General features: G+C 67.6%; 23 protein-coding genes. 10 read left to right on the forward strand and 13 right to left on the reverse strand.

From position 1 onward, the window contains the following. Position 1: 1 nt before the first annotated feature. The 5 genes from cydD to cydX are packed head-to-tail and all read left to right on the forward strand — an operon-like array spanning position 2 to position 6,387. Positions 2-1,753, forward strand: coding sequence for a thiol reductant ABC exporter subunit CydD (cydD, locus tag STARVERO_RS03635; protein WP_159597942.1), 1,752 nt, complete (start codon positions 2-4; stop codon positions 1,751-1,753). After that, entirely contained in the window at positions 1,750-3,438 is a 1,689-nt protein-coding gene (cydC, locus tag STARVERO_RS03640) for a thiol reductant ABC exporter subunit CydC (RefSeq protein WP_159597943.1), read from the forward strand. The genes cydD and cydC overlap by 4 nt, the downstream gene beginning before the upstream one ends. 47 nt (positions 3,439-3,485) lie before the next feature. Further along, positions 3,486-5,063 carry a cytochrome ubiquinol oxidase subunit I gene (locus tag STARVERO_RS03645; RefSeq protein ID WP_144343068.1) on the forward strand — a complete coding sequence of 526 codons (1,578 nt, stop codon included), beginning with the start codon at positions 3,486-3,488 and terminating at the stop codon, positions 5,061-5,063. Between the two features lie 4 nt (positions 5,064-5,067). After that, positions 5,068-6,225, forward strand: a complete 1,158-nt coding sequence (cydB, locus tag STARVERO_RS03650) for a cytochrome d ubiquinol oxidase subunit II (protein ID WP_159597944.1) — start codon at positions 5,068-5,070, stop codon at positions 6,223-6,225. 15 nt (positions 6,226-6,240) lie between these two features. Next, positions 6,241-6,387, forward strand: a complete 147-nt coding sequence (cydX, locus tag STARVERO_RS03655) for a cytochrome bd-I oxidase subunit CydX (RefSeq protein ID WP_159597945.1) — start codon at positions 6,241-6,243, stop codon at positions 6,385-6,387. 75 nt (positions 6,388-6,462) lie between these two features. Here the strand turns inward: cydX and STARVERO_RS03660 are convergent, their stop codons facing one another. Next, the gene (locus STARVERO_RS03660; protein WP_159597946.1) at positions 6,463-7,890 is read right to left on the reverse strand and encodes an MmgE/PrpD family protein; all 1,428 of its coding nucleotides are present in this window, start codon (positions 7,888-7,890) and stop codon (positions 6,463-6,465) included. 38 nt (positions 7,891-7,928) lie between these two features. After that, complete coding sequence (locus tag STARVERO_RS03665) at positions 7,929-9,014, reverse strand: tartrate dehydrogenase (RefSeq protein ID WP_159597947.1); 1,086 nt, start codon at positions 9,012-9,014, stop codon at positions 7,929-7,931. A 300-nt stretch (positions 9,015-9,314) separates the two neighbouring features. Here STARVERO_RS03665 and STARVERO_RS03670 point away from each other — a divergent pair, with 300 nt between their 5' ends. Both STARVERO_RS03670 and STARVERO_RS03675 read left to right on the forward strand, forming a co-directional pair. Beyond that, entirely contained in the window at positions 9,315-10,055 is a 741-nt protein-coding gene (locus STARVERO_RS03670) for an FCD domain-containing protein (protein ID WP_159597948.1), read from the forward strand. A 5-nt stretch (positions 10,056-10,060) separates the two neighbouring features. Beyond that, positions 10,061-11,086 carry a PdxA family dehydrogenase gene (locus STARVERO_RS03675; protein WP_159597949.1) on the forward strand — a complete coding sequence of 342 codons (1,026 nt, stop codon included), beginning with the start codon at positions 10,061-10,063 and terminating at the stop codon, positions 11,084-11,086. Between the two features lie 20 nt (positions 11,087-11,106). Here the strand turns inward: STARVERO_RS03675 and STARVERO_RS03680 are convergent, their stop codons facing one another. The 6 genes from STARVERO_RS03680 to STARVERO_RS03705 are packed head-to-tail and all read right to left on the reverse strand — an operon-like array spanning position 11,107 to position 17,309. Continuing rightward, on the reverse strand, positions 11,107-11,802 hold the full coding sequence (locus tag STARVERO_RS03680; RefSeq protein ID WP_244616544.1) for an FCD domain-containing protein: 696 nt from the start codon (positions 11,800-11,802) through the stop codon (positions 11,107-11,109). Positions 11,803-11,850: 48 nt separating this feature from the next. Then, on the reverse strand, positions 11,851-12,957 hold the full coding sequence (locus STARVERO_RS03685) for a tartrate dehydrogenase (protein WP_159597950.1): 1,107 nt from the start codon (positions 12,955-12,957) through the stop codon (positions 11,851-11,853). Beyond that, positions 12,944-14,041 carry an isocitrate/isopropylmalate dehydrogenase family protein gene (locus STARVERO_RS03690; protein ID WP_159597951.1) on the reverse strand — a complete coding sequence of 366 codons (1,098 nt, stop codon included), beginning with the start codon at positions 14,039-14,041 and terminating at the stop codon, positions 12,944-12,946. Before STARVERO_RS03690 ends, STARVERO_RS03685 begins: the two co-directional genes overlap by 14 nt. Before the next feature lie 4 nt (positions 14,042-14,045). Continuing rightward, positions 14,046-15,413, reverse strand: a complete 1,368-nt coding sequence (locus tag STARVERO_RS03695; RefSeq protein ID WP_159597952.1) for an MmgE/PrpD family protein — start codon at positions 15,411-15,413, stop codon at positions 14,046-14,048. An 11-nt stretch (positions 15,414-15,424) separates the two neighbouring features. Then, positions 15,425-16,219, reverse strand: a complete 795-nt coding sequence (locus tag STARVERO_RS03700) for an SDR family oxidoreductase (protein WP_159597953.1) — start codon at positions 16,217-16,219, stop codon at positions 15,425-15,427. Then, entirely contained in the window at positions 16,203-17,309 is a 1,107-nt protein-coding gene (locus STARVERO_RS03705; RefSeq protein WP_244616546.1) for an AbrB family transcriptional regulator, read from the reverse strand. The genes STARVERO_RS03700 and STARVERO_RS03705 overlap by 17 nt, the downstream gene beginning before the upstream one ends. 426 nt (positions 17,310-17,735) lie before the next feature. On the opposite strand from STARVERO_RS03705, the gene STARVERO_RS03710 reads away from it, so the two are divergent. The 3 genes from STARVERO_RS03710 (at position 17,736) to STARVERO_RS03720 (ending at position 20,893) form a co-directional block, all read left to right on the forward strand. Further along, positions 17,736-18,731, forward strand: coding sequence for a tripartite tricarboxylate transporter substrate binding protein (locus tag STARVERO_RS03710; protein ID WP_244616548.1), 996 nt, complete (start codon positions 17,736-17,738; stop codon positions 18,729-18,731). 77 nt (positions 18,732-18,808) lie between these two features. After that, the gene (locus tag STARVERO_RS03715) at positions 18,809-19,309 is read left to right on the forward strand and encodes a tripartite tricarboxylate transporter TctB family protein (protein ID WP_244616550.1); all 501 of its coding nucleotides are present in this window, start codon (positions 18,809-18,811) and stop codon (positions 19,307-19,309) included. A gap of 9 nt (positions 19,310-19,318) precedes the next feature. Further along, entirely contained in the window at positions 19,319-20,893 is a 1,575-nt protein-coding gene (locus STARVERO_RS03720) for a tripartite tricarboxylate transporter permease (protein WP_159597956.1), read from the forward strand. Between the two features lie 133 nt (positions 20,894-21,026). Here STARVERO_RS03720 and STARVERO_RS03725 read toward each other — a convergent pair whose 3' ends face one another. The 5 genes from STARVERO_RS03725 to STARVERO_RS03745 all read right to left on the reverse strand — a co-directional run bounded on the left by STARVERO_RS03725 (position 21,027) and on the right by STARVERO_RS03745 (position 26,397). Then, positions 21,027-22,613, reverse strand: coding sequence for a rhodanese-like domain-containing protein (locus tag STARVERO_RS03725; protein WP_159597957.1), 1,587 nt, complete (start codon positions 22,611-22,613; stop codon positions 21,027-21,029). Continuing rightward, entirely contained in the window at positions 22,610-23,539 is a 930-nt protein-coding gene (locus STARVERO_RS03730) for an alpha/beta fold hydrolase (RefSeq protein ID WP_159597958.1), read from the reverse strand. Before STARVERO_RS03730 ends, STARVERO_RS03725 begins: the two co-directional genes overlap by 4 nt. 120 nt (positions 23,540-23,659) lie before the next feature. Further along, positions 23,660-24,787 (reverse strand): hypothetical protein, encoded by a 1,128-nt coding sequence (locus STARVERO_RS03735; protein WP_159597959.1) that lies wholly within the window; start codon positions 24,785-24,787, stop codon positions 23,660-23,662. A 27-nt stretch (positions 24,788-24,814) separates the two neighbouring features. Further along, a complete protein-coding gene (locus tag STARVERO_RS03740) occupies positions 24,815-25,861 on the reverse strand; it encodes a polysaccharide biosynthesis/export family protein (RefSeq protein WP_159597960.1) in 1,047 nt (348 codons plus the stop codon). Between the two features lie 341 nt (positions 25,862-26,202). Then, positions 26,203-26,397, reverse strand: coding sequence for a hypothetical protein (locus tag STARVERO_RS03745; RefSeq protein WP_144343049.1), 195 nt, complete (start codon positions 26,395-26,397; stop codon positions 26,203-26,205). Positions 26,398-26,415 lie beyond the last annotated feature (18 nt).

Consider the following 26,415-nt stretch of genomic DNA (forward strand, 5'->3'; position numbering starts at 1 on the left):
CATGAGCGCCACCCCCGCCACAGCCACCCCGGCGACAGCTACCCCCGCGATAGCCCCCGGCGCCGCATCGGAGCCCGCGCCCGCCCGTCGGGCCGCCTCGGATGCCGTTCCCGGCCTGCGCGCCGCCCTTGCGTTGCAGATCGCCGCCGCGCTGCTCTGGCTGCCGCAGGCGGCCCTGCTCGCCGGGGCGGTCGCGGCGCTCGCGTCCGGCGGCGGACTGGCCGAGGTCACGCTGCCGGCGGCCGGCATCGCCGCGCTTGGCCTCGTGCGCGCGCTGGCCGAGGCCGGTGGCGGACGCATCGCCTTCCGCGCCGGGCGGGCGGAACTGTCTCGCCGCCGCGCGGCGGCGGCCGTGGCGCTGGCGCGCCGCTCCCCGCTCGATATCGCCCGCCCTCCCTCCGGCCTCACCGCCAGCGTGCTGGCCGAGCAGGCGGAGGCGGTGGTGCCTTATCTCTCGCGCTTCCTGCCGGCCCGCTACCGGGCGGTGGTCGTGCCGCTGGTCATCCTCGCCTGCGTGCTGCCCCTCTCCTGGGCGGCGGCGCTCATCCTCGCGATCTGCGCGCCGCTGATCCCGCTCTTCATGGCGCTGATCGGCTGGCGGGCGAAGGAGGCGAGCGAGGCCCAGCTCGTCGAGATCGGCGGCATGAACGCCTTCCTGCTGGACCGGCTGCGCGGCCTCGCCACCATCCGCAGTTTCGGCGCGGTGGAAGCCACCGCCCGGCGGCTGCGCGCGGATGCGGAAAATCTCCGGCAGCGCACCATGGCGGTGCTCCGGATCGCCTTCCTGTCCTCGGCGGTGCTGGAGCTGTTCTCCGCCGTCGGCGTCGCCATGGTGGCGGGTTATATCGGCTTCCATCTGCTGGGCATGATCGGCTTCGGCGCGTGGGGAGCCCGCCTCGGTCTCGGCGAGGGCCTGTTCATCCTGCTCGTCGCGCCGGCCTTCTTCGAGCCGCTGCGCGACCTCTCCGCGGCGTGGCACGATCGTGCCGCCGGGCAGGCGGCCCTTGCCGCGCTCGACCGGCTGGGCGCGGACGGCCTGCCGGTGGTCGGCACGGACGAGCCGGTGCCCGCGCGTTCCGGTGGCGCGCCGGAAGTGCGGCTGGAAGGCGTGCGCTTCGTCCATGCCCACCGTGCCGGTTCCGGTTCCTCCGCGCCGCTGTTCGACGGCTTCGATCTCACGGTGGCGCCGGGCGAGCATGTGGCGCTCTTCGCGCCGAGCGGCGCCGGCAAGTCGACCCTGCTGGCGCTCGTCGCCGGCCTCGCGCCGCCTCAGGCCGGGCAGGTCTTCGTCGGCGGCGAGGCGCTGACGGGCGAGAGCGCCGCGCGCCTGCGCGCCGGCATGGCCTATATCGGCCAGCAGCCGCACATCTTCGCCGGTACGCTCAAGGGCAATATCGGTCTCGGCCGCGCCGGCATCGACGCCGGGGCGGTGCGCGCCGCCCTGCGGGTGGCGCGGCTGGAAGAGGTCGCCGCGCGGCGCGGGCCGGCCCCTATCGGCGAGGGCGGGCGCGGCCTGTCGGGCGGCGAGGCGCTGCGTCTCGCGCTGGCACGGCTCGCGGCGACGCCCGATGCCGGCCTCATCCTCGCGGACGAGCCGACCGCCCATCTCGACAGCGACACGGCGGCCGAAGTGGCGGACGGCCTGCTGGAGCTGGCGCGCGGGCGCACGCTGATCCTCGCCACCCACGATCCGCTTCTGGCGGCGCGGATGGACCGGGTGATCCCGCTCGGCAACGGGGAGGTGGCCCCATGACCGCGCTGCGCTCCATGGGCGCGATCCTGCGCCTGTTCTTCGCCGAGCGCCGACTGGCGCTGCTGGGCGGCATCGCGCTGGCGGCGCTGACGCTGATCGCCGGCACCGCGCTGCTCGGCCTGTCCGGCTGGTTCATCACCGCCACCGCCCTTGCCGGGCTTTCCGCCGTCGGCGCCGTGGCCTTCGACGTCTTCGCCCCCTCGGCCGGCATCCGTTTCTTCGCCATCACCCGCACCGTCGCCCGCTATGGCGAGCGGCTGGTCACGCACGATGCCGCGCTGGCGGTGCTGGCGGGCCTGCGCGAGCGGCTCTTCCTCGGCTGGGCGGCGCCCGAGGCGGCGGGCCGGCTCGCGGATCGTCCCGCGCGGCTGCTGTTCCGCCTCACCCTTGATATCGACGCGCTGGATTCGCTCTATCTGCGCGTGCTCGTGCCGGTGCTGGCGGCCATCGCGGTCACGCTGGCGGCGGCCGTCTTCATCGGCTTCATCGATCCGGGCACCGCGTTCGCCTTCGCCGCCGTGGTGCTGGGCTGCGGCTTCCTGATCCCGCTTCTGGGCCTGCGCGCCGCGCGCCGTCCGGGGCGCCGCCGCGCCCATGCGCTGGAAGTGCTGCGCGCCCGGGCCATCGATCTGGTGGCCGGCCAGACCGAGCTCGTCATGACCGGCCGTCTGGCCGCCCAGCGCGAGGCCTTCGTCGAGGCCGACCGGCGGCAGGGCGAAGCCGACGACGCGCTCAACCGTGTCGAGGTCTTCACCGGCGCCGCCCTGTCCGCCGCCGGCGGTCTGCTGCTGGCGCTGGCGCTGCTCGTGGCGGCGGCGCTGAAGGGGGAGGGCGTCGTCGACGCCCCGCTGGCGGCGCTGCTGCTGCTCGTCGCGCTCGCCGCCTTCGATCCCTTCGGGATGCTCAAGCGCGGCGTTGTCGAATGCGAGCGCGCGCTCATCGCCGCGCGCCGCGTCGCGCCGCGTCTGGCCGCTCCCGTCGTGGCGTCCGCGCTGCCGGCGCCGGAGCCGGGCGTGGCCCTGCGTCTCGATGGCGTGGCCGTCGGTCATGCCGGCTCGACCCGCCCGGTGCTCACCGGCGTCGATCTCGTCGTCCGCGCGGGCGAGCGGCTGGCCATCGTGGGCACGAGCGGGGCGGGCAAGTCGACGCTGCTCGCCGCCATCGCCGGGGAGATCGGCATCAAGGTCGGCCGCCTCGCCGCCGTGCCCTCGACCCTGCTCACCCAACGCACCGAGCTGTTCCGCGACACGCTGCGCGGCAACCTGCTCATCGCCGATCCCGATGCCGACGACGCCCGCCTTCTCGCCGCCCTCGAGGCCGCCGGCCTCGGCGAGGTGGTCGCCGCCCTGCCGGAGGGGCTCGGCACGCTTCTGGGCGAGGGCGGTCTCGGCCTCTCGGGCGGACAGGCCCGCCGGCTCGCACTCGCCCGTCTGTTCCTGCGCGCCGCGCCGCTCTGGCTGCTCGACGAGCCGACCGAGGGACTGGACGGTGCTACGGCGCGCGACGTGGTAGCGCGAGTAGCAGCCGTGTCGCACGGAAACGCTACGGTTTTTGCTACTCACCTGCGACGCGAGGCGGAGGTGGCCGACCGCATCGTCCTCATCGCCGACGGCCGCATTCAAGCCATTGCCAACAAAGGAGAACCGGCGTTCGACGCCGCGCTCGCCACGCTTCGACCCGACTAGACACCCCCGAAGACCGACAGGAGACCGGAAAGCAACCGGAACCGACCATGGAACTCGATGTCGTCGACCTCTCGCGCCTGCAATTCGCAATGACGGCGCTGTATCATTTCCTTTTCGTGCCGTTGACGCTGGGACTTTCGGTGCTCCTGGCGGTCATGGAGACGGTCTATGTCATGACCGGCCGGCGTATCTGGCGGCAGATGACCAAGTTCTGGGGCACGCTGTTCGGCATCAATTTCGTGCTCGGCGTCGCCACCGGCATCGTGATGGAATTCCAGTTCGGCATGAACTGGAGCTATTACAGCCACTATGTCGGCGACATCTTCGGCGCCCCGCTGGCGATCGAAGGGCTGATGGCCTTCTTCCTTGAGGCGACCTTCGTCGGCCTGTTCTTCTTCGGCTGGGACCGGCTGTCCAAGATCGGTCATCTCATCGCCACCTGGGCCGTTGCTCTGGGTTCCAACTTCTCGGCTTTGTGGATTCTCATCGCCAATGGCTGGATGCAGAATCCGACCGGCGCGGCCTTCAATCCGCAGACCATGCGCATGGAGATCACCGATTTCTTCGCCGTGGTGACGAACCCGGTGGCGCAGGCGAAGTTCGTCCACACCGTCTCCGCCGGCTACGTGACGGCTTCCATCTTCGTGCTCGGCGTCTCCGCCTGGTACCTGCTGAAGGGCCGCCACATCGAGATCGCCAAGCGTTCGATGACGGTCGCCGCCTCCTTCGGCCTCGCGGCTTCGCTGTCGGTCGTCGTGCTGGGCGACGAGAGCGGCTATCTCACGACAGAACATCAGAAAATGAAGCTCGCCGCCATCGAGGCGATGTGGGAGACCGAGCCGGCGCCGGCCGCCTTCACCGTGTTCGGCCTGCCGAGCCAGACCGACCGGGAGACCCATTTCGCCGTGCGCATCCCGTGGGCGCTGGGCCTCATCGCGACGCGCTCGCTCGACACCGTCGTGCCCGGCATCGACGAACTGGTGCGGAAGGCGGAGGATCGGATCCGCGACGGCATCGTCGCCTTCGACGCCCTGCAGAAGATCCGCGCCGCCAGCAGCCCGGCCGCCATCCCGCCGCAGGTCCGCGAGGCGTTCGAGGACAACGGCGCCGATCTCGGCTACGCCTTGCTACTGCGACGCTACGTCGACGACCCCCGCCAGGCCACACCCGACCAGATCGCGCAGGCCGCGTGGGACACGGTGCCGAGCGTGCCGACGCTGTTCTGGTCGTTCCGCATCATGGTCGGGCTCGGCTTCTTCTTCATCGCGCTCACCGCGAGCTTCTTCTTCCTCTCGGCCCGCCGGCTACTCGATTGCTACCGTCCCATGTTGTGGGTAGCAGTACTTGCCATTCCACTACCGTGGATTGCGGCTGAGCTTGGCTGGGTGGTGGCGGAATTCGGCCGCCAGCCCTGGATCATCGAGGGCGTGCTGCCGACCGCCGCCGCCGTCTCCAGCTTGGGCGCTGCCACCGTGCTCACCACGATCATCGGCTTCGCGCTGATCTACACGGTGCTCATCATCATCGAGATGACGCTGATGGTCCGCGCCATCGCCAAGGGGCCGGAGCCGGATGAGGAGCCGGACGCCGAACTCGTTCCCGCCAATCTCGTCGCCGCGGAGTAGGGCTATGATCCTTCACACGCTCATCGACTACGACACGCTGCGCGTCATCTGGTGGCTGCTGCTCGGCGTCCTGCTGATCGGCTTTGCCGTGATGGACGGCTTCGACCTCGGCACGGACATCCTGCTGCCCTTCGTCGCGAGGACCGACCTCGAACGGCGGGTGGTCATCAACTCGGTCGGCCCCGTCTGGGAAGGCAATCAGGTGTGGCTGATCCTCGGCGGCGGCGCGATCTTCGCCGCATGGCCGCCGCTCTATGCGGTCTCCTTCTCCGGCTTCTACCTCGCCATGTTCGCGATCCTGTTCGCGCTCATCCTGCGCCCCGTCGGCTTCAAGTACCGCTCCAAGCGCGACAGCGCGCTGTGGCGCGGAGCCTGGGACTGGGCGCTGTTCATCGGCGGCCTCGTGCCGGCGCTGGTGATGGGCGTGGCGGTCGGCAATGTGCTGCAGGGCGTGCCCTTCCATCTGAACAACGACCTGCGCATCTTCTATGACGGTACGACGCTGTTCGAACTGCTCAACCCGTTCGGCCTGCTGTGCGGGCTGCTCTCGGTGGCGATGCTGGTCATGCACGGTGCCGGCTGGCTGGTTCTGAAGACGCAAGGCGACGTCGCGGTGCGCTCCCGGATGGCGGGCAGCGTTGCCGCGGTGCTGACCATCGCCCTGTTCGCGCTTGGCGGCGTGTGGCTGTGGTTCGGCGACGAAGGCTATCGCATCACCGGCGGGATCGTGGCCGGAGGGCCTTCCAACCCGCTCGCCAAGACGGTCGAGCTGGCCCCCGGCGCCTGGTTCGCCAACTATGCCGCGCATCCCTGGATGCTGGCGGGGCCCGCGCTCGGCCTCGTCGGCGCGCTGGCCTGCCTCGTCCTGCTGCGCGTCCGCGCCGAAATCGGCGCGCTGCTGGCGAGCGCCGTGTCGATCTTCGGCATCATCGCGACGGTGGGGCTGTCGATGTTCCCCTTCATCCTGCCGTCCTCGCTCGATCCGGGGTCCAGCCTGACGGTGTGGGACGCCTCGTCGAGCCATCTCACTTTGTTCATCATGCTGGTCGTGACCGTGATCTTCATCCCGATCATCGTCGCCTACACCACGTGGGTTTACCGCGTGCTGTGGGGGAAGGTGGACGCGCGGGCGATCCAGAACGACAGCAGCCACGCCTATTGAGGGAAGGAGAGCGACATGTGGTACTTCGCCTGGCTTCTCGGCCTGCCGCTGGCGGCGGCCTTCGCCGTGCTCAACGCCATGTGGTACGAGCTGATGGACGATCTGGCCCGTTCCAGGGCCAAGCCGCAGCCGGCCTCGGCCAGCGCGCGCCGGCCGCGCTGAACGGACGGATTGTCCTGACACGACAAAGGGCGCCCGCGCGGCGATGCGCCGGGCGCCCTTTCCATTGCGGTGGGATCAGGCGCACAGGCGCGTGAGTTCGCGGATGTCGGCGACCTGCTCGAGGCGGCGCACCGTCTCGATGATGGCCTCGGTCTTTGCCTTGTCCCACTTGGCAAACTCGGCGCAGCCGCGGAATTTGTCGGCGGCCTCGTCATAGGTCATCGGGTTGGCCGGGCTGCCCTTGCCGAAGTCGGAGCGGCCGGAGATGGTGCGCCCGTCCTTCATGTGGATGTCGATGATGGTGGTCATCTTGTCGTAGCCGGCGGCCTCGGCCTCCGGGTGGACGTGGAAGTTCACCTTCTCGATCATCGCCTTGACGTCTTCGCGCTCGACCACCTCGTCGGTGAACTCCGGCAGGCTGCCGCGCCCGTCGAGCAGCAGGATCGCCATGCAGAATTCCATGGAAAACTTGGCCTGAAGCTCGTTCTTCGGGCAGTGATGAATCAGCGCGTTCGGCATGTTCTGGTTGGTGCCGACATCGACGCGCTCGACATCCTCCGCCTTGATCCCATGGGTGCGGATCAATTCCAGCATCTTGGTCATGCCCGGATGGGTGAGCGAGCCCGACGGATGCGGCTTGATCGAGACGCCGGGGAAGACGAACGTCCAGGGCTGGCCGAGCTTGCCGACGATCGCGCCGGCATCGAAACCGCCACCCGCCGCCTGGAAGAAGCCGCGGGGCGCCTCCAGGATCTTGTCGGTCGTGGTCCAGCCGAGCGCGGCGAAATCAGCCGCGACGACGCCGCTCTCCGAGGAGCGGCCGGCATGGAACGGCTTCATCATGGTGCCGAAGTTCTCGCGCAGGCCGGCCGACTGGCTGCCGGCGCAGCCGAAAGCGCGCACGACCTGCTCGACATCCAGCCCCTTGAGCTTCGACGCGGCGGCGGCAGCGGCATAGGTGCCGCAGGTCGCGGTGGCGTGGAAACCGTGCTGGTAGTGGCGCGGGTTGATCGCCTCGGCGATCTTGCACTCCACCTCGACCCCGAGATGGTAGGCGAGCATCGTATCGGCGCCCGACCGGCCACCGGCCTCGGCGACCGCCAGCGCGGCGGGCAGCGCCGGGGCGGTGGGGTGGGTGAGCAGGCCGTAGACACGATCCTTGGCGACGGCGAGCTGGGTGTCGTCATAGTCGTCGGCGTGGATGCCGACGCCATTAGCGAAGGCGGCGAAGCGCGGGGGCACTTTCAGCGAGGTGCCGATCACCGTGGCCGGTCCGTCCTTGATGCCGAGGCCGGCCAGATAGGACTGGATGTATTCGCCGCTCTTGGCCACCGAGCCGGACAGGGCGAGACCGATGCCGTCGAGGATCGACTTCTTGCCGAGCTCGATCACCTCCGCCGGCAGGTCGGCATAGCTTGTGCCGACGACGAATTCGGCGACGTCGTGGGTGAGCCCCTCGACGATGGGCTGGGCCTGCGCGGGGTTGGTCTGGTGCAGCGTCATGGAGCGTTTCCTGTTGTTCGTTCAGCGTGTGGCGTGGCTCAGGCCGCCGGCGCGCGGGCCAAGGAGGAGGGGAGCGCGCCGATGATGGCGTCGGTGAGCTCGCGGGTGCCGGCCTTGCCGCCGAGATCGCGGGTAAGGCTGTCGCGGCGGGCGAGCACCTCCTCGATGGCGCTCTCGATGGCGGCGGCGGCGGCCTCCTCGCCGAGATGGCGCAGCATCATCGCGCCGGACCAGATCTGGCCGATCGGGTTGGCGACGCCCTTGCCGGCGATATCCGGCGCCGAGCCGTGCACCGGCTCGAACATGGAGGGATATTCCTTCTCCGGGTTGATGTTGCCGCCGGGCGCGATGCCGATCGACCCGACCACCGCCGGACCCAGATCGGAAAGGATGTCGCCGAACAGGTTGGAGGCAACGATCACGTCGAACCAATCCGGATTGCGCACGAAATGCGCGGTCAGGATGTCGATGTGGAACTGGTCGGTGGTGAAGCCGGGATATTCCGTGGAAATCGCCGCGAAGCGCTCATCCCAGTACGGCATGGTGTGGCTGATGCCGTTCGACTTGGTGGCCGAGGTGACGTGCTTCTTGCGGCCCTTGGCCAGCTCGAAGGCGTAGCGCATCACGCGGTCGCAGCCACGGCGGGTGAAAATGGACTGCTGCATCACCAGCTCGTCGTCGAGCCCGTCATAAAGCCGGCCGCCGATGGAGGAATATTCGCCCTCGTTGTTCTCGCGCACGACGTAGAAGTCGATCGAGCCGGGCTCGCGGCCCTTCAATGGGCTCTCGACGCCGGCGAGCAGCTTCACCGGGCGCAGGTTCACATACTGGTGGAAGCCGCGGCGGATGGGGATGAGCAGGCCCCAGAGCGAGACGTGATCCGGCACGCCGGGAAACCCGACGGCGCCGAGGAAGATGGCGTCCTTGTCGCGGATCTGCGCGAGGCCGTCCGCCGGCATCATGGCGCCGGTCCTGGCGAAGCGTTCGCAACTCCAGTCGTAATGGGTCCAGTCGAAGGAAAAGCCGCCGGAGCGCGCAACGGCCTCCAGCACGCGCTGCGCCTCGGGCACGACCTCGTTGCCGATCCCGTCGCCGGGAATGACCGCTACGGAATATGTCGTCATGGGAACTCCTGAATGTCTGGCGGCACGGCCCGGAACGTCCGCCGGTGGAGGGATGGTGTTCAATCAATCGAAAACTGTCAACAGTTTTTAGAAAAGGTGGCTCCCGAATGGCGGCGTGGGAAGGTATGTGTATGGATTGAGATGTGGATATTTACGTTTATTTGAAAGGATTTTCTGGCTCTCGGCGCGGTCTTTTTGGGTGCCCTAGCGGAAGATTGGGTCGGCGACAGAATGCTCGAGATTGTGCCGATTATGACCATTAGTGTTGACAATGTCCTTTTTCACGGATGAAATGTCGCCATGCTCCGACGCTCGCCCGCCAGCCCCGCCCGTACTCCGCGCACCGCGTCCTTCGTGCCGGTGATCCAGCGCGAGATCGAGCGCATGATCGGTGCTGGCGAGCTGACCGGCGGGACGCGCATCAATGAGAGCTCGCTGGCGCTCAAGCTCGGCATCAGCCGGGGGCCGGTGCGCGAGGCCTGCCGGGCGCTGGAGCAGATCGGCCTGTTGCGCAGCGAGCTCAATCGCGGCTTCTTCGTGCGCGAGGTCAGCACCAAGGAGGCGCTGGATCTCTACGATATCCGCGCCGGCCTGTTCGGCACTGCGGGGCGGCTGGCGGCGTCCATCATCCCGACCACCCAGCTGCGCGCACTGGAAGAGCTCATCCGGCAGATGGAGGCGGCAATCGATGTGCCGGATATCGCCGCCTTCTACACGCTCAACAACGAGTTCCATCGCCAGGTGGTCGTCGCTTCCGACAACGCCAAGCTGATCGAGCTCTATCCGTTGCTGGAGGCGGAACTGCACCTGTTCCGCCGCCGTGGCCTCGTGCTGCCGGGCTCCATGCGTACCTCGAACGACGAGCACAAGGCGATCCTCGACGCTCTCAGCCAGAGCGACGGTACGGCCGCCGCGCGCCTTCTCGAACGGCACATCCTCGCCGGCAAGGCGCGCTTCCTGCGCACGCTGGAGGACGAGACGGCCACCGACGCGCGGCCCGGACCACTCGATCCACGAAATTCCCGTTTCAAAGACAGGTAAGTGCCATGACGCGCGATCCGCTCCCCGTTCTCGCTCTCGTTCCCGGCGACTGCACCGGCATCGGTCCGGAGCAGACGGCACGCCTTCTGGTCGAGGGCGGCATGCGCGAGGTGGCACGGCTCGTGGTGGTCGGCGACGCCCGCGTATTGGAGATGGGAGCCGGTCATGCGGGCGTCACGCTGAACGTGCGGCGCTACGCTTCCCCGGCGGCGGTGGACTGGAGCGCCCCCGAAATCCCGCTCGTCGACCTCGGCAACATCGATCCGAGCGGGTTCGAGCTGGGCGTGGCAAACCCGGATTCAGGCCGGTTGACGGGCGACACGCTTGCCCGCGCCATCGACTTCGCCAAGGCGGGCGAGGTCGACGGCGTGTGCTTCGCCCCGCTCAACAAGCAGGCGATGTTCAACGGCGGCTGGCGTTTCCCGGACGAACACAAGATGTTCGCCCACCTGCTCGACCACAAGGGCCCTTTCAGCGAGATGAACGTGCTGGAAGGCCAGTGGATGACCCGCGTCACCTCGCATGTCTCCCTGCGCACGGCGCTCGATCAGGTGACCTTTGAGTCTGTCTGCGGCGCGCTGCGGCTCGCCGACGAGACGATGCGCAAGGCGGGCATCGAAAACCCCCGCATCGCCGTGGCGGCGCTTAACCCGCATGGCGGGGAGGGGGGGCTGTTCGGCACCGAGGAGATCGAGATCATCCGCCCGGCGGTCGAGGCCATGGCGAAGGAGGGGATCGACTGCAGCGGGCCGTTCCCGTCCGATACCGTCTATCTGAAGGCCTTCGCCGGCGCCTATGACAGTGTGCTGGCGATGTATCACGACCAGGGGCAGATCGCGACAAAGCTCAAGGGCTTCAACAAGGGCGTGACGATCACCGCCGGGCTGGAAGTCGTCTTCACCACGCCGGCGCACGGCACGGCCTTCGATATCGTGGGCAAGGGCGTGGCTGATATCGGGGCCTTCCAGTCCGCCGTCCGCCTCGCCGCCCGCGTGGCGGCGCGCAGGATCGAAGCGCGCGCCGCTGCCTGAGGGCGATGGCAGCGGAATGGTCAGTCGATGCGCGAGGCGCCGTCGACGGCGGCGATGAGGCGGCGCTTGGCGAGCGCGACATGCCGCCAATGCGTCATCTGCGCCCGGTCGCCGTCGCCGGAGGCCAGCGCTTCCAGCATGGCGCGATGCTCGCGGTTCGACACGGCGAGGCCGCCGCCCTGAACCAGCGCGCGGGCCCGGAACAGATGCAGCTTGTTCACGAAGCGGTGGTACTCGGCCATCAGCGTGCGATTGCCGCACGAGCTGACGATGAGATTGTGGAAGGCGAGATTGAGGGGGTAGTACTCGTCGAAGCTGCCCCGCTCGGCGACCACGTCCATCTCGTCGACCAGCCGCGTAAGCTCGGCGAGCAACTCGTCGGTCATCCTCTCGGCGAGCAAACGCCCGGCCTGGCCGAACAGCGCGGCGCGCACGTCGTAGATCTCGATGGCGTCCTCGACCGACAGCCGGCGCACGAAGACGCCCCGGTTGCGCACGACCTCGACGAGGCCCTTGGCTTCCAGGCTGCGGGTGGCCTCGCGGATCGGGCCGCGGCTGGTGCCGAAGCGGTTCGAGAGATGGATCTCGTTGATCCGCTCGCCCGGCTCCAGCTCGCCCGTCAGGATGAGGCGCTCGAGCTCCTTCTCGAGCGCGCTCGTGAGGGAAACGCTCTTCACAACGGAGAGATCGTTCAAATGACCGGAATCGCTTTCCATGCTCATTCGTTAATTGTAAACAATCTCAGGCTGGAAGGCTTGTAGTATCTACGCGACGTGACGGGAAGCGCCCGGTGTCGCGTCATTCTGTCGTTCAATAAGGCCGATCACGGCGCGCGTCACCTCGTCCGTGCGGGCCGTGCCGCCGAGATCGGGCGTCAGCGTCGTTCCTTCCGCCGTTACCCGTTCGATGGCATCCATGAGCCGCCCGGCTGCTTTCGCCTCGCCCAGATGCTCCAGCATCAGCACGGCGCTCCAGAAGGCGCCGATAGGATTGGCGATGCCCTTGCCGATCAGATCGAAGCCGGATCCGTGGATGGGCTCGAACATCGATGGGGCCGAGCGGTCCGGCGCCAGATTGGCGGTGGCGCCGATGCCGAGGCTGCCGCTCAGCGCCGAGGCGAGATCGGAGAGCACGTCCGCGTGCAGGTTGGTGGCGAGCACCGTATCCACCGTGCCGGGGCGCAGCACCAGCCGCATCGTCATGGCGTCGACCAGCATCCAGTCGACGTCGAGGGCGGGGAAGTCCTTCACCACGGAGCGGCACACCTCGTCCCACAGCACCATGCCGTGGCGCTGGGCATTGGACTTGGTGACGATGGTGAGCTTGCGCCGGGGGCGGGACATGGCGAGTTCGCAGGCGAAGCGGGCGATGCGCTCGACGCCGGTGCGGGTGAAGACCGAGACGTCGAGGCCGACCTCGATCGGCAGGCCGCGATGTGCCCGTCCGCCGGCGCCGGCATATTCGCCCTCGCTGTTCTCGCGCACGATCACCCAGTCAATGTCGCGGCCGAGATCGGGGCGCAGCGGGCCGGTGATGTTGGGCAGCAGCCGGGAGGGGCGCACATTGGCGTACTGGTCGAGGCCCTGGCAGATGGCGAGGCGCAGTTCCCACAGCGTGATGTGGTCTGGGATCTTCGGGTCGCCGACAGCGCCGAAATAGATGGCATCGAAGCCGCGCAGCGTATCGACGCCGTCGTCGGGCATCATCTTGCCGACACGTCGGTAGCGATCCGAGCCCCAGTCGAAGCTCTCGAAATCGAAGCCGAAGCCGCCATCGGCCGCCGCCAGCGCATCGAGCACCTGCCGGCCTGCGTGGATGACGTCGGAGCCGATGCCGTCTCCGGGAATGAGAGCGATCTTATGCCGCCGCATGAGCGTGGTTCTCCATAAAGCCAAGGATGGCGTCGACCATGTCGATCTGGGTGCCGGTGCCGCGAATGTCGGGGGTGCGGGTGGCGGGGTTCGCCAGCGCGGCGTCTATGCCGGCCTTCATCAGGGCGCTCGCGCGGCCGGCGGCGGGAAGGTTCCGCCGGCGGCCGAGCCATTCGATCAGCATCCGGGTGGATTCGATCATCGCGTAGGGGTTTGCCAGCCCCTTGCCGGCGATATCGGGCGCGGAGCCGTGCGTCGCCTGCGCCATGGCGATGTCGCCACGCCCGATGCACAGGCCCGGCGCCATGCCGAGCCCGCCGACGAGACCGGCTGCTTCATCGGTGAGGATGTCGCCGAACATGTTGGTGGTCACGACGGTGTCGAAGCGCTGCGGCTCGCGCACCAGCTTCATGGCGAAGGTGTCGACGATGACTTCCTCGATGGCGACATCGGGAAAGTCCTTGCCGGCGCGGTAGCACTCCTCGACGAACATGCCGCAGCCGAGCTTGAACACCGTGTTCTTGTGCACGACCGTCAGCCGCTTGCGGCGGGCCCGGGCGATCTCCAGCGCCGCCAGCGCCACCTTGCGGCTGCCCTCGCGGGTGATGACGCGGACCGAGATGGTGGTGTCGTGCGTCGGGCGGAATTCGCCGGAACCTGCCACCACGTTGCGGTCGGGCTGGAAGCCCTCATTGTTCTCCCGCACGATGACGAGATCGATATCGTCATAGAGGCAGCCGAGGCCGGGATAGGACCGGGTGGGACGGACATTGGCGAAGAGGTCGAAGCTCTTGCGCAGGATCGGGTGCGGATTGATGGCTTCCGGCACCTTCGGATAGGCCTGATGTCCGATGGGCCCGAGGACGAAGCCGTCCAGCTCGGCCAGTTTCTCCAGCGTGCCGGGCGGCATGGTGTGGCCATGCTCGTCCAGCGCCCGGTGGCCGATGGGCATGGGCTGCCAGTCCACGGCAAGCCCGCAGGCGCGCGCGGCCGCGGCGGCGATGCGGTGGGCGGCGGGCACGATTTCATGCCCGATATCGTCGCCTTCGAGAACGCCGATGCGCAGAGGCGTGTGCGTCGTCATGGCCTCACTCCGCCGCGTCGCGCAGGCCGGCGGGCACGGAAGCGCGGGCGATCTCGCCCACATCCGCCAGCTCCGGCAGGCGCCAGCACAGGGCCATCAGCCGGTCTGTCACTTCGGTGCCGACCACGAGGGCGGACTGGTGGGCGAACTTGCGCTCGAGCTGTTCGTTGCTCAGCGGCCGGTCATGGCTGCCGATGGCGCGCTCGATCACGCGCTCGATACGCCGGCCGTCCTCGAACTCCACCTCGATGACGACCGAGGCTTCGTGGATCGAGGGATCGGAGGTGGCCTCCACCTTGCGGCGCAGGGCGATCAGCTCCAGCGCGTTGGCCGCCTCGTCGGTGAAGGCGGTGGGCGACCCGTCGCCACGCAGCAGCGCGCAGGCAGCGGCGTGGAAGACGCTGAACTTGGTCTCCAGCCCTGTCTTCGGCTCACGCTTGCCGGTCAGCTCAAGCACAAGCGGATTGGTACGCAGACGCACCGCCGCGATGCGCCCGACATCGGCGCCCAGTTCCTCGCGAAGCTGCTGGCAGCCATCGATGGTCGGATGGATGACGATGCCGCAGGCGAAGGGCTTGTAGGAGTTCAACCCCGCTTCCCAGCGTTCACCAAGCCCGCCGAGGATCTCCTCATAGTCCTGCTTGGTCGAAAGCACGTTGGCGAAGCCGCGCGGCGCCTCGATCGACTGCAGCGAGCTGTCGAAACCGGCCTGGGCGAGGAAGGCGGCGAGCGCGCCGTTCCGTGCCGCCGCACCGGGATGCAGGCTCTTGCACATGGTGCCGAACATCTCGCGCAGGCCCGAGGCCTGCGTGGCGGCGATGCCGAGGGCCCAGGTCATCTGCCGCTCGTCGAGCTTCAGCATGTGGCCGACGGCAGCGGCGGCGCCGAACACGCCGGTGGTGCCGGTGATGTGCCAGCCGCGGTCGTAATGGTCGGGATAGACGCTGTTGCCGATCCGGCACTCGACCTCCACGCCGACGATCAGCGCGTTGAGGAAGTCGCGGCCGGAGAGGGGGTGGTATTCCGCCGCGGCGAGCAGGGCAGAAGCGACCGGGCCGGCGGGGTGGATGATGGTCTTCAGATGCGTGTCGTCATAGTCGAGCACATGCGAGGATATGCCGTTGACGAGCGCCGCGTTCGGCACGTCGAGACGTTCGCCGCGGCCGATCACCGTCGCCTGTGGCTTGCCGGCGAAGGGGGTGATGCCGGCGAGTGCCCGGTCGACGGTCTCGTGGCGCGCACCACCCACGGCGCAGCCCATCCAGTTGAAGAAGGTCCGCACGCCCTCCTCGCGTACCGGGGTGGGAATGTCGTCGAGCCGGCACCCCACGATCCAGGCGGCGAGCTTCTTCGTCACGTCTTTGTCGGACATTTTCTTCTCCTTTAAACGAGGCCGCGCGCGATGCCGCCGTCGACATTGATGGCCTGGCCGGTGACGTAGCTGGCGAGTGGGCTGGCGAGCCACGCGACCATCACCGCGATCTCGGCTGGCTCGGCGAAGCGCCTGAGGGGGATTTCGTGCGAGAATTCCTCGAAGACGTCCTCGATGGCGACGCCGCGCTCGGCGGCGATGCGGGTGGCGCGGTTGATCCAGAGCGGGGTCCTGGTGCGGCCCGGCCCGACACTGTTGATCCGAATGCCCTGTTCGCCGAGTTCCAGCGCCAGCGTCTTCACGAGGCCGAGCAGCCCGGCCTTGTGGACGTTGGTCATGACCTGATGCGCGTAGGGCATCTTGGCCGCGGCGGCGCCCAGCGTGACGACGGCCGGCGCCTTGCCCTTCGCGAGCAGCGGCACGCCGGCGCGGATGGTGCGCACGGTCGAGAGGACGTTGAACTGGTAGCTGGCCAGCCAGTCCTCGTCGGTCAGCTCGGCGAAATCGGCGCGCACGCTGCCGCCGACGGCGCTGACGAGGATATCCAGCGCGCCCCAGCGTCGTCCGGCCTCCTCCGCCAGCGCGGTGGCCGATTGCGCGTCCTTCACGACATCCGCGACGAAGATGTGCGGGGCACGACCGCTCGCCTGGACGAGGCGTGCGGCGGCGGCCTTGAGATTGTCGCGGCTGCGTGAAGCGATGATCACCTCCGCGCCTTCACGCAGCAGAATGTCGGCGGTGGCCTCGCCGATACCGTAGCTGCCGCCCACGATGATGGCGCGACGGCCGTCAAACCCCAGATTCATAATGGCTCCTCAGGACAAGGCGGTAGACGCGAAACACCACCAGGATGGTCGAGGCGATCACCGCGATGCGCACGATGTGAAAGGCGGTCACGAGCTCGGCGTCGGCGTGCATGGCCTTGGCGGTGAGCACCATCTCGGTGATGGCGGCCGGCGCCAGGGCGAGGAAGCTCGTCGTCAGGGGCAGGCCGGTCGCAAAGGAGAGGACCTCCGCGCCGATGGCGGCGGCGAGGATCAGCAGCAGCGCGACCAGCAGGCCGGCGGCAGCCACGCGGGGCAGGCGCATGAACAGATCGCGCCGGAACCGCATGCTGAGCCAGACGCCGATCATGATCTGCGCCGCCACGATGAGTAGGCCGGGCACCGCCACGTTGAGCAGTCCGGAGGCGCCGAGCGCCGCGCTCGGCAATAGCGAGCCGAGCAGCCACGGATTGGGGATCACAGTGGGACGCAGAAGCTGGGCGCCGAGATAGGCGACGGCGAGGGCCAGCAGCAGGAGCATCACGTCATGCGAGGTGGCGGGATCGACGGCGGTGACCGTGCCCTGTTCCCCGAAGGCGAACACCATGAAGGGCACGACGCTGACCACGGTCGTCACCCGCAGGGCGTGGACGATGGAGACGGCATTCGTGTCGCCGCCCCGCGCCGCGGCCACCACCGCCATGTCGGCCATGCCGCCGGCGGCGGTGGCGAAGAAGGCCGTGGTCGGATCGATCCGCGCAAGCGGACGCATCAGCAGGGCGCCGAGGAAGGTTGCGGCGATGATGTAGAGGGTCGCCGCCAGCATCGCCGGGAGCAGCTCCAGCGAGACGAGCAGAAGATGAGGCGTGAAGCGCATGCCGATGGCAAGGCCCACGATGACCTGTCCGATCTCGCGCAGATGAGGGCCTGCCTGCAACGGGACGCCCAGCAGGGTGAGCGTGCCGCAGACGAAGAGCGGTCCGAGCATCCAGGGCAGGGGAATATGAATGAGCGAGGCCAGATAGCCGGCGACGGCGGCGATCGAATAGGTCGCAATCAACCGCAGCCACCAGCGGAACACAGGGGAGCCCAGCGCGCCGGTCTGGTTCGAATCCTCTGGGATTTCGGCCATCAGCTGTCCGCCGCTCCGGCGCGCCGATCAAAAGCCTTCACGGCTGATGCCGGTGGCAGTCGTGAGCGGTCGGGCGAGCCGATGGACATGGCGAATCTCCCATGGCTTCCATCTCGAAGCGGCAATGTCCGCCGGCGGAGCCTGGAATGATTGAGCCAGCTTGAGTGAAAACTGTCAACAGAACAAAGGTGCTGCATTCGCGTAGCGAGCGGCACGTCCATGCGGTTCGGTCGCTAATTTCATTGACAAGAAAAGCAGTGGCCGCGCTGACTTGCCCCATGACGCTCTGGTATTCCAGCGAAGCGGTCTGCAAATCTGTTGACAGTTGACGGATGCGGAGACAGTCTGAGTCCCAGCCTGAACCCACACGGTCGCGCAGCCATTGCCACGAGACGACCGATTCAGATGGAACGGCGGGAGGAAAACATGACAGATTTCACACGCAGAGATGCATTCAAAATCACGGCGGGCGGGCTGGCGGTCGCCGGCGGTTTCGTCGCCATGCCGTCCATCGTGCGCGCCGCGAACTATCCCTCGCGCCCGATCAACGTGATCGTGCCGTTCGCGACGGGAGGCTACAACGACCGACTCTCGCGCGCTTTCATGCCGTATCTCGAAAAGGAGATCGGCCAGCCGATGGTAATCGTGAACAAGCCGGGTGCCGGCACCCAGCTCGGCAATTCCTATGCGCTGAACCAGCCGGCAGACGGCTACAGCATCCTGTGCACGTCCGCGGCCCCCTATATTCCGCTCACCGTCCTGCTGCAGAACGCACCCTACAAGGTTGAAGATTTCGCGATGCTGAACCTGCCGTCGCGCGACTACACGCTGGCGGCCACTTCGGCGGGCAGCGAGATCAAGACTTTCGCGGAGGTGATCGAGAAGCTGAAGGCCGATCCGGGCAGCCTGAGCATCGGCGTGCAGCCGGCTTCCGCCGACTACGCCAACATGATCCTCGCTTTCCAGGCGGCCGAGATCGACCCGACCAAGCTGCGCATCGTGACCTATGATGGCGGCGGTCCCGCCCGCAACGCCACGGCCGGCGCGCAGGTCGATGTCGGCTTCGTCGGCGGCGAGGGCTTCCTGCCGCTCAAGTCGAAGATCCGTCCCCTCGCCATCTTTGCGGGCGAAAAGGTCGATTGGTTCCCCGAGGCTCCGCTGGTCTCCGAGAGTGGCCTGAAGACCGACTTCGTCGAAGGCTCGCAGCGCGGCTGGGCGGTGACGACCAAGCTCAGGAACGAGCAGCCCGAGATCTACAAGTTCCTTGTCGGTGCGGTTGAGCGGGCGAGCAAGAACCCGAAGGCCATCGAGACGCTCAAGCTGCAGGAACTGGCAACGACTTGGTACGGCCCCGAAGCGTCGGACAAGGCCTATCTCGACAACGCCGCCAAGATGGCCAAGTACGTCGACCTTCTGAAGTAACCCGCATCAATGGAAGGCGGACGGCGCCCGTTCTCCGTCCGTCTTCGCTCTCCTTCCTCTGGCTAACGGAGATGACGATGCGCATCGGTCGGCACACCTACGCCATCGACTACGGCCATCTGACACTCATCACGCTGATCGCGGTTGCTATCTTCTGGTATCTGCTCGACGCCCGCAGCGTTTCGCTCAGCATCAACAATATTCTTCTGGTCCAGCCTGTCGCGATATTCGCGCTGGCCATGTACCTCTTCATCCTTCCGCAGTGCTTCCGCAAGGTGGATGCGCGGGAGATGGCGAAGGAGCCGGCCGAGCAGGACCCGCTGTCGCCGACCCTGCCCTCCGAACGTTCCGATATGATCCGCATGGCGGCGCTCGGTATCTCGCTGGGCCTGATGGTGGTGCTCCTCGATGTCATCGGCTTCGACATCGCGCTGTTCCTGTTCACCGCCGCCGCCATGGTGATTTGCGGCGAGCGCCGGCCGCTTCACCTGCTGATCTTCTCGCTCGTCGTCACCGTGGTCGCGATCTACGGCTTCCGCGCGCTGATCCCCTTTCCCATGTTCACCACCATCCTGTGAGGCGCGAACATGATCGATCTTTCCGCCTTTCAGGATGCGCTGGGCATCATGTTCTCGTCGGTCGGTTCCTGGGGATGGATCGTCCCCGGGCTGATCGTCGGCCTCGTCTTCAGCGCCATTCCCGGCATCTCGATCACCATGGCGATGGCGATCGTGCTGCCGATGTCGCTCTACATGGACTTCTTCTCGGCCATCGTCTTCCTGACCTCGGTCTATACCGGCGCCGGCTTCGGAGGGTCGGTACCGGCCATCCTGATGAACATACCGGGGTCGCCATCCTCCTTCGCCACGACCTTCGACGGCTATGCCATGTCGAAGAAGGGCGAACACAATGAGGCGCTGGGCTACGCGCTGTTCGCTTCCACCATCTGCGGCATTGGCGGCTATCTCCTGCTGCTGCTCGTGGTGGAGCCGCTCGCCGACATCGTGCTGCGCATCGGGCCGGTGGAGATGTTCGCGGTGGCGATCTGGGGCATGCTGCTGCTCGGCTCTCTCGGCTCGACCTACATCAGCCGCGGCCTGCTCGCCGCCGCCTTCGGCATCCTGCTCGGCACCGTGGGCATGAACACCGCCGGCTTCACCCGAGGCACGATGGGCATTCCGGTGCTGCTCGACGGCATCGCGCCCATTCCCGCGATGATCGGCCTGCTGGCGGCGGGCCAGCTCCTGAGCCTTGCCGGCCGTGACTACATCATCGAGGCCGAGGGGGCCCGCGAAGTCAGCGTGCGCCGCATCCTCAAGGGCTGCTGGGGCACGCTGAAGTTTCCGGGCGTGCTGCTGCGTGGCTCGATCATCGGTATCGTCATCGGCGCCGTGCCCGGCGTCGGCTCGTCCATCGGCAACCTCATCGCCTATGCGGAGACCAAGCGCACCGCCAAGGACAGCGCGACCTTCGGCAAGGGCAATCCCAAGGGCGTGGTGGCGGCCGAGTCCGCCGTCGCCAGCGCCGAGGGCGGGTCCATGGCGACCATGCTGGCGCTCGGCATTCCCGGCGGCGGCGCGACCGCGATCCTGATCGCGGCGTTCATGATGCACAACATCGTGCCGGGCCCGAGCTTCATCGAGACGCAGAAGCCGATGGTCTATGCCATCATCCTCAACAACATCGTCCAGGCGATCGTGCTGCTGGCGGTGGGCATCGGCTTCATCTACGTCGCCTCGAACATCGTCCGGGTCCGCACCCGCTACGTGCTGCCGGCCATCCTCGTCATCGCTACCCTCGGCACCTACGCCGTGACCGGCGAGACGGCCGGGCCGATAACGCTCTTCGTCTTCGCCCTGCTCGGCTACGCGCTCGCCCGCTACCAGTACCCGGTCGCGGCGGTGGTGGTCGGCATCCTGCTCGGGCGCATGCTGGAAACGGAGTTCCTGCGTTCCTACCAGCTCAGCGGCGGCAACCCGCTTTACATCCTCGAGCGTCCCGGCGCGCTCGCCATCTTCGCGGTGATGTTCGCCTCGCTGGCGATGACCGCCTGGGGCAAGCGCAAGCAGAACAAGGCCGAGGCCGAGGAGGAGGCGGCCATGCTGCGCCTTCAGCAGGAGGACGCGGCTCGCGGGGCTCACTCCACGGCCAGCAAGGGCTGAAGCTGCCCGTCTCCCGATTGCTCCCCCAGCGGGGCGGGTGCGAACCCGCCTCGTTTTGTTGAGCGGTGGATCACAAGAAAAAAGCCCCTCCACCGGCGATGGAGGGGCTTTCGACTTTGGGAATGCTTGTGCGTCAGGCGAGCGTGTCGATGGGAACCCAGCCGAAGGAAGCGCGCTCATCTTCGTCGAGCTGGGCGACGAGACCCATCTCCCAGGCGAGGTAGCGACGCGAGGCTTCTTCGTTGCCGTCATGGCGATCGTGCACGAACCAGATGCGGTCCAGCGCTTCGCCCCGGCTCATCGGCCGGCGTTTCCCGTCGATCGCCCAGCCGGCCGTGGCGCAGGCATCGAGGTCGGCGGCGAGCCAGTCACAGGCGATGCCGTGTTCCGAAAGGTCGACAGCCATCGCGGCGGCGGCGCCGGCATCGCCATGGAGCAGTACCCGCTCGGTGCCGGTCGGCAGTTCGATGGTCCGGCCGCGCAGGGTCCAGTGCGCGCCGGCGAGGCGCCGCTCCTCCCATTCGGCGGAAGACCGCAGATCGAGCACCGGTACGCCGCCCGCGGCGCGCCTGGCCGCGGCCGAGGGGGAAAGCGCGACCAGCTCTGCCGGCGGCTTCAAGCCGGAAGGGGGGACCGACAGGGCCGGCGGATCGTTTTGATCGCTGAGCGTAAGGACGTGCACCTCGTAGCCGAGTGCGCGCAGGAAAAGCCCGGCGAGCCCGGCCCGGAGCCCGGTGTCGTCCATCAGGATCAACCGCGCATGGCGGACGCCGACATATTGATCGGTCGCCTGCACGAGCTGCCCCGTGAGCACGGGAACGGCGCCCGGCACGGGCCGGGCCGAGCGTTCGGTTGGGCTGCGCAGGTCGAACAGGAACGTCGTCCGACCTTTCTCGGTGAGCCATGTCTGGGCTTGAGCGACCGTGGCGCAAGGCAACTGGGCGGTGGCGATGAGGCGGTCGGCACGCCGGCGGCTGATGGCCGCTGCCTCGTCATCCAGTTCGGGCATCGGGCTGGGCTCTGCGCCGCGCTCCAGCGGCAAACCCGCGAGCGCCCAGCCCTGCGTTCCGTTCTCGAGAGCATAGACGGGGTTGCGAACGCCGAGCGCGCGCAGGCCAAGTGCGCCCACGATGCCGCGCGTGCGGCCGGCGCAGGTGATGACGATGGGCGTCCCTTCATCCGGAACCGTGGCGGCGAGGCGATGCGCCAGCTCGCCATTGGGCACGCAGCGAGCCCCGGCGATGCGCATCTTGGCGAACTCGCCGGGCGGCCGTGCGTCGAAAAAGGCGTGCGGCTTGCCCTCGCGCTGCCAGAGGGCAAGCGTCGCGGCGGGGATCATCCTCGGGTGGTGATCGTGTTCGAGCAGTTCCCCGAGCGTTTTGCTGGGCACGTTGACGCCCGCGAAGACGCCGAACCCGGCCGCTGCCCAGGCCGGCATGCCACCCGTAATGACCGCGAGATCGACATAGCCGCAGGCGGCGAGTCGCCGGGCGGCCTTCTCCGCCGTGCCGTCATCGTCGTCGATCAGAAGAATCGGACAATTCCGGCGTGGAACCAGCGAAATTGCCGACAGTTCCAGCCGGCTATAAGGGCAAGGGATCGCGAAGAGTGCATGCCCGTCACCGAAGGCGGCCGCCTCGCGAACATCGAGGAGGGCCACCTCGTCTCCGGCATGGAGACGGCTCTTCGCCGTCTCCGCCGTCACCTGGGTGAAGGTCATGCCACCGGCTCGCCGCGGAAGAAGCGATAGAAGGCAGCATAGATGAGATCCGGCCGATGCTCGGCCGGATAGTGGCCGGTCGGTACGGAGAAGCCAACCAGATCGTCGGCCCATTCCGACCACGCCTCGACCGGCTTGAAATGGCGGCCGCAATGGCTGTTGTCGCCCCAGATCACCAATGTGGGGCAGGCGATGCGTCGCTTGCCGTAGTCCGCCGTGTCCATGTCGAGATCGACGGTGATGGTGGCGCGATAATCCTCGCAGACGGCGTGGATCTGCTCCGGGGTGGCACAGCGTATATATTCCTCCATCGCATCCGGCGTGAAGATGTCGAGGCCGACGCCCTTCTTGTTGAGCTTGTAGCGCATGTAATAATCGAGATCGGCGCCCAGCAGTTTCTCCGGGAAGGGGGCTTTCTGCGCCATGAAGAACCAGTGGTAGCTCTCGCGCGCCCACCCGAGCGTGATATTGTTCAGCACGTGGTGGGTCGGCACGATGTCGAGTGCCGCGTAGCGGGTGATGCGCTGGGGCTGGTCGAGGCACATGCGGAACCCGACGCGCGCGCCTCGGTCATGGCCTGCCACCGCGAATGTCTTGTGACCCAGTGCGTCCATGACGTCGAAGGCATCCTCGCCGATGGCCCGGAAGGAATAGCCGGAATGATCCTCGCCGCCATAGGGCTTCGAGCTGTCGCCATAGCCGCGCATGTCGATGGCGACGACGGAGAAGTCGCGAGCGAGCGAGGGGGCGACCTTGTGCCAGCTCACCAGCGTCAGCGGGTTGCCGTGGATCAGCAGGAGCGGCGGTCCTTCGCCGGCGGTGGCGACGTTGATCTCGGCGCCGCGCGTCTTGATGCGGTGACGGGCGAAGCCCTCCATCAGCCGGGTGGACGGAACGAGCTCGGGCACGGCTTCTGCGATGGCCATGGGCGTTTCCTCTCCTGTTTCCGATTTCTGTCTACTCCATTGTTGCCAACTGTCAACAATTTGGTCGACGTGTCGCGGGAGGTGGAGGGGCCTTGACGTGGCTGCTCGCGATGGCCGCGCCTACTGCGCCCAGTAGGCGCGGTCCGCGATGGCGGAGGCGTCCGGCAGCGGCTGGTCGGCGGGGCGCGGGTGGATGTTGGTGTAGTCCTCGCACAGGGTCATGTACCAGAGGCTGCTCTGGCCGGTGCCGGGGTCGACGATGCTGCGCACATAGGCGTCGTCATGGCCGGGCGCATCGGTGAAGCGGGTGCGCAGCGAAATGTCGAACGTGCCTCCGGCCGGTGGGCTGCAGCGGCCGCGCTGGCGCAATTCGCGGGCGAGGTCGGCGGCCGAGCGTCCGCTGCGCGGATGGACCCAGCCTTCCCGCGCCCATTTCTCCCAGCGGGAGAGGCCGAATTCGCGCGTCCAGTAGGTCTGCTCCATCTGCATGGTGCGGCCGGGAGAGAGGCCGTCACGGCTCGCCTGCGCGAAATGGCTGGAGACGATGGAAGTCATCTCGCGGCCGGACTTGTAGCGCATGGGCGTGACGAGCCAGGTCGTCAGCGCACGGCGGAAGCGGGTCGGGCAGGCGGTGGGAAGCTGGGAGGCGGAGCCCGTGGCGAGGCGGCTGAGGAACACGCCGAAGCCCGTTTCGCCCGTCGCCGGAACCTGCGCCGGCGCGATCACCCAGCCGCGGAAGAAGCGGCGGGAAGAGCTGCTGCCGTCACGGCAGAACGGCGTCTGGTAGATCGACAGCGCGACCGGGCTGTAGCTGCCCATGATGAAGCCGTAGCCCTCGTCGTGCCACTGGATCGAGGCGGTGCCGTCCTCCGGCCGCGCGGCGCCGTCGCGGCTGCCGCTGCACGGGGAGGGGGGCACGCCCTGCGTCGAGGAGATTATGCGCGTCTGGCCTTCGCGCTCCACCGGGCGGTTGAGCTTGCGAACCGTGCCCCCGTCGTCGGTGCAGCCGCGGCCGGGGTTGAGGAAGTTGCGCAGCTCGTAGGGAGGAAGCTCGTCCGCGCGGATGTTGCGGCGTCGCTCGCACCCGGCATCGCCGGGGACCATCGAGGGCACGATGCGGTCGGCCGCGTCGACGCAGACGTCCATGACCATGTAGTCGGCGATGGAGGTCGGCTCGGCCGCCCGGAGCGGCGGGGCGAGGCAGCCGAGCAGCGCCACGCCCCACACGAGATGAATTCCGCGCCTCATATTGCCTCCCCGGTTGCGGGCGAAGCGCTATTCCGTCCAGGCCACATTGCCCGAGCGCGCCACCGAGCTGATCATCAGCGCCATGCGCAGGAACTTGGTGAACTCGGCGGCGGGCGAATTCGCGACATAGACGATGTCGCCGGCGCGCACCGGGAAGGCGCGGGCGACGAAGTAGCCCGTCGGATCCTTCAGGTTCAGGCGGTAGACGACCGGCACCTCGCTGTTGCCGGACAAATGCGGGGATTCCGGATTGATCGCCCGCAGCACGCCCGCCTGCTCGTAGCGGAAGATGAACACCCCGCTCGGGTCGGCCTGATTGTCGATCAGGCCGCCGGAGGTGCCCATCGCCGAGGCGACGGTGAAGTCCTCGCGGTCGATCGGCATCTCGCCGGCGCTCTTCACCGCGCCCAGCGCCGTGAAGGTCTGCGGCCGACGGAACACGTACACCGTGTCGCCCGGCTGCATGAAGATGTTCTCGTCCGGCTTGGCGAGGACGGCGGTAAGGGGCATCGTCGTGCTGCGCTTGCCGCGCGTGACGCGCAGGAAGGTCTCGTGCGGCGAGGCCTTGATGCCGCCGGCCTGCGCGATCACTTCCAGTAGCCGGTCGCCCTTGACGTTGAGGTTTACCCGGCCCGCGCCGGTGAGGTCGCCGACCACGACGACCGAGGAGGCGGTCTGCTGGGGCAGCGTGACCAGCACCTGCGGCTCGATGGCCTTGCCCTTCAGCCCGTCCTCGATGGTCTGCGCGATCTGGCTCGGACGCTTGCCGACGACCGAGATGTCGCCGACATAGGGCACCTTGATGCGGCCGTCGCGGTCCACCGTCTGGATGGGCAGCGTCTCGCTGCCGGAGCCGGCATCGACACCGCCGCGCCCGCCGAACAGGCCGCCGGAGCCGGCTTCCCAGATCGAGATGGAGACGGCATCGCCGACATTCACCCGTGTTTCCGGCGCCGCCTGGCGGGCGCCGAAGCTGCGCGCGAGGCTGGTCGAACGCCATTCGCGCATCGCGTTGATCGCGCGGCTGTCGACGTCGACGATCTCGTAATCGGTCGGCGTTTCCCGTGGTGACACGACCTCCTGGGTCAGAGGCCCCGACCCGGAGAAGAAAACACATCCACCAAGCGCCATACACAACGCTGCAAGCCCGGTGAGGCGGGCCGTCGCACCAAGTTTAAGCAAGTCGGCCAATCCCTTTGAATATAATCCGGGACTTATAGAACAGATAAAGGTTCAGAATTCGCTATACGGGCGAAACTGGCGGAACATATTCACTCAATGTGTTCGGAATAACACAAAAAAATGAACTAAATTTCCGTTTGTTACTATAGTACCGTCACTTGTATACAATAGAGCATGCGGACGCGGACGCCGGCCGCGAGAGGCCGGCGTCCGCTTGCTTCAGGTGGGGGATCTCACTCGGCCGCGGGCGGCAGAGCGGTCTGGCGGGAGAAGAAGTGGCGTTCCGCCTTGAGCGCGCGGCGTGCCGCCTGGATGCATTCCTTGCGCTTCTGGATGCTCAGTTCCTTCCACGCCGTCTGGTCGAACTCGACGAGGCGACGGGCGACGAAGCGTTCCAGCTGTCGGCTGATTTCGGGCATGTCGGTCATAGTGGCTCCTCCAGAGTA

Source organism: Starkeya nomas (assembly GCF_902703545.1).
Taxonomy (GTDB): Bacteria; Pseudomonadota; Alphaproteobacteria; order Rhizobiales; family Xanthobacteraceae; genus Ancylobacter; species Ancylobacter moscoviensis.

What these genes read in the sequence shown, in the direction of transcription:
- STARVERO_RS03675 (WP_159597949.1), top strand. Translation starts at nt 10,061, where the DNA reads ATGACGCGCGATCCGCTCCCCGTTCTCGCTCTCGTTCCCGGCGACTGC.
- cydX (WP_159597945.1), top strand. Translation starts at nt 6,241, where the DNA reads ATGTGGTACTTCGCCTGGCTTCTCGGCCTGCCGCTGGCGGCGGCCTTC.
- STARVERO_RS03670 (WP_159597948.1), top strand. Translation starts at nt 9,315, where the DNA reads ATGCTCCGACGCTCGCCCGCCAGCCCCGCCCGTACTCCGCGCACCGCG.
- STARVERO_RS03715 (WP_244616550.1), top strand. Translation starts at nt 18,809, where the DNA reads ATGCGCATCGGTCGGCACACCTACGCCATCGACTACGGCCATCTGACA.
- STARVERO_RS03660 (WP_159597946.1), bottom strand. Translation starts at nt 7,890, where the DNA reads ATGACGCTGCACCAGACCAACCCCGCGCAGGCCCAGCCCATCGTCGAG.
- STARVERO_RS03720 (WP_159597956.1), top strand. Translation starts at nt 19,319, where the DNA reads ATGATCGATCTTTCCGCCTTTCAGGATGCGCTGGGCATCATGTTCTCG.
- STARVERO_RS03690 (WP_159597951.1), bottom strand. Translation starts at nt 14,041, where the DNA reads ATGACGACGCACACGCCTCTGCGCATCGGCGTTCTCGAAGGCGACGAT.
- STARVERO_RS03705 (WP_244616546.1), bottom strand. Translation starts at nt 17,309, where the DNA reads ATGGCCGAAATCCCAGAGGATTCGAACCAGACCGGCGCGCTGGGCTCC.
- cydD (WP_159597942.1), top strand. Translation starts at nt 2, where the DNA reads ATGAGCGCCACCCCCGCCACAGCCACCCCGGCGACAGCTACCCCCGCG.
- STARVERO_RS03725 (WP_159597957.1), bottom strand. Translation starts at nt 22,613, where the DNA reads ATGACCTTCACCCAGGTGACGGCGGAGACGGCGAAGAGCCGTCTCCAT.
- STARVERO_RS03730 (WP_159597958.1), bottom strand. Translation starts at nt 23,539, where the DNA reads ATGGCCATCGCAGAAGCCGTGCCCGAGCTCGTTCCGTCCACCCGGCTG.
- STARVERO_RS03665 (WP_159597947.1), bottom strand. Translation starts at nt 9,014, where the DNA reads ATGACGACATATTCCGTAGCGGTCATTCCCGGCGACGGGATCGGCAAC.
- STARVERO_RS03710 (WP_244616548.1), top strand. Translation starts at nt 17,736, where the DNA reads ATGACAGATTTCACACGCAGAGATGCATTCAAAATCACGGCGGGCGGG.
- STARVERO_RS03680 (WP_244616544.1), bottom strand. Translation starts at nt 11,802, where the DNA reads ATGGAAAGCGATTCCGGTCATTTGAACGATCTCTCCGTTGTGAAGAGC.
- STARVERO_RS03645 (WP_144343068.1), top strand. Translation starts at nt 3,486, where the DNA reads ATGGAACTCGATGTCGTCGACCTCTCGCGCCTGCAATTCGCAATGACG.
- cydC (WP_159597943.1), top strand. Translation starts at nt 1,750, where the DNA reads ATGACCGCGCTGCGCTCCATGGGCGCGATCCTGCGCCTGTTCTTCGCC.
- STARVERO_RS03735 (WP_159597959.1), bottom strand. Translation starts at nt 24,787, where the DNA reads ATGAGGCGCGGAATTCATCTCGTGTGGGGCGTGGCGCTGCTCGGCTGC.
- STARVERO_RS03685 (WP_159597950.1), bottom strand. Translation starts at nt 12,957, where the DNA reads ATGCGGCGGCATAAGATCGCTCTCATTCCCGGAGACGGCATCGGCTCC.
- STARVERO_RS03695 (WP_159597952.1), bottom strand. Translation starts at nt 15,413, where the DNA reads ATGTCCGACAAAGACGTGACGAAGAAGCTCGCCGCCTGGATCGTGGGG.
- STARVERO_RS03745 (WP_144343049.1), bottom strand. Translation starts at nt 26,397, where the DNA reads ATGACCGACATGCCCGAAATCAGCCGACAGCTGGAACGCTTCGTCGCC.
- cydB (WP_159597944.1), top strand. Translation starts at nt 5,068, where the DNA reads ATGATCCTTCACACGCTCATCGACTACGACACGCTGCGCGTCATCTGG.
- STARVERO_RS03700 (WP_159597953.1), bottom strand. Translation starts at nt 16,219, where the DNA reads ATGAATCTGGGGTTTGACGGCCGTCGCGCCATCATCGTGGGCGGCAGC.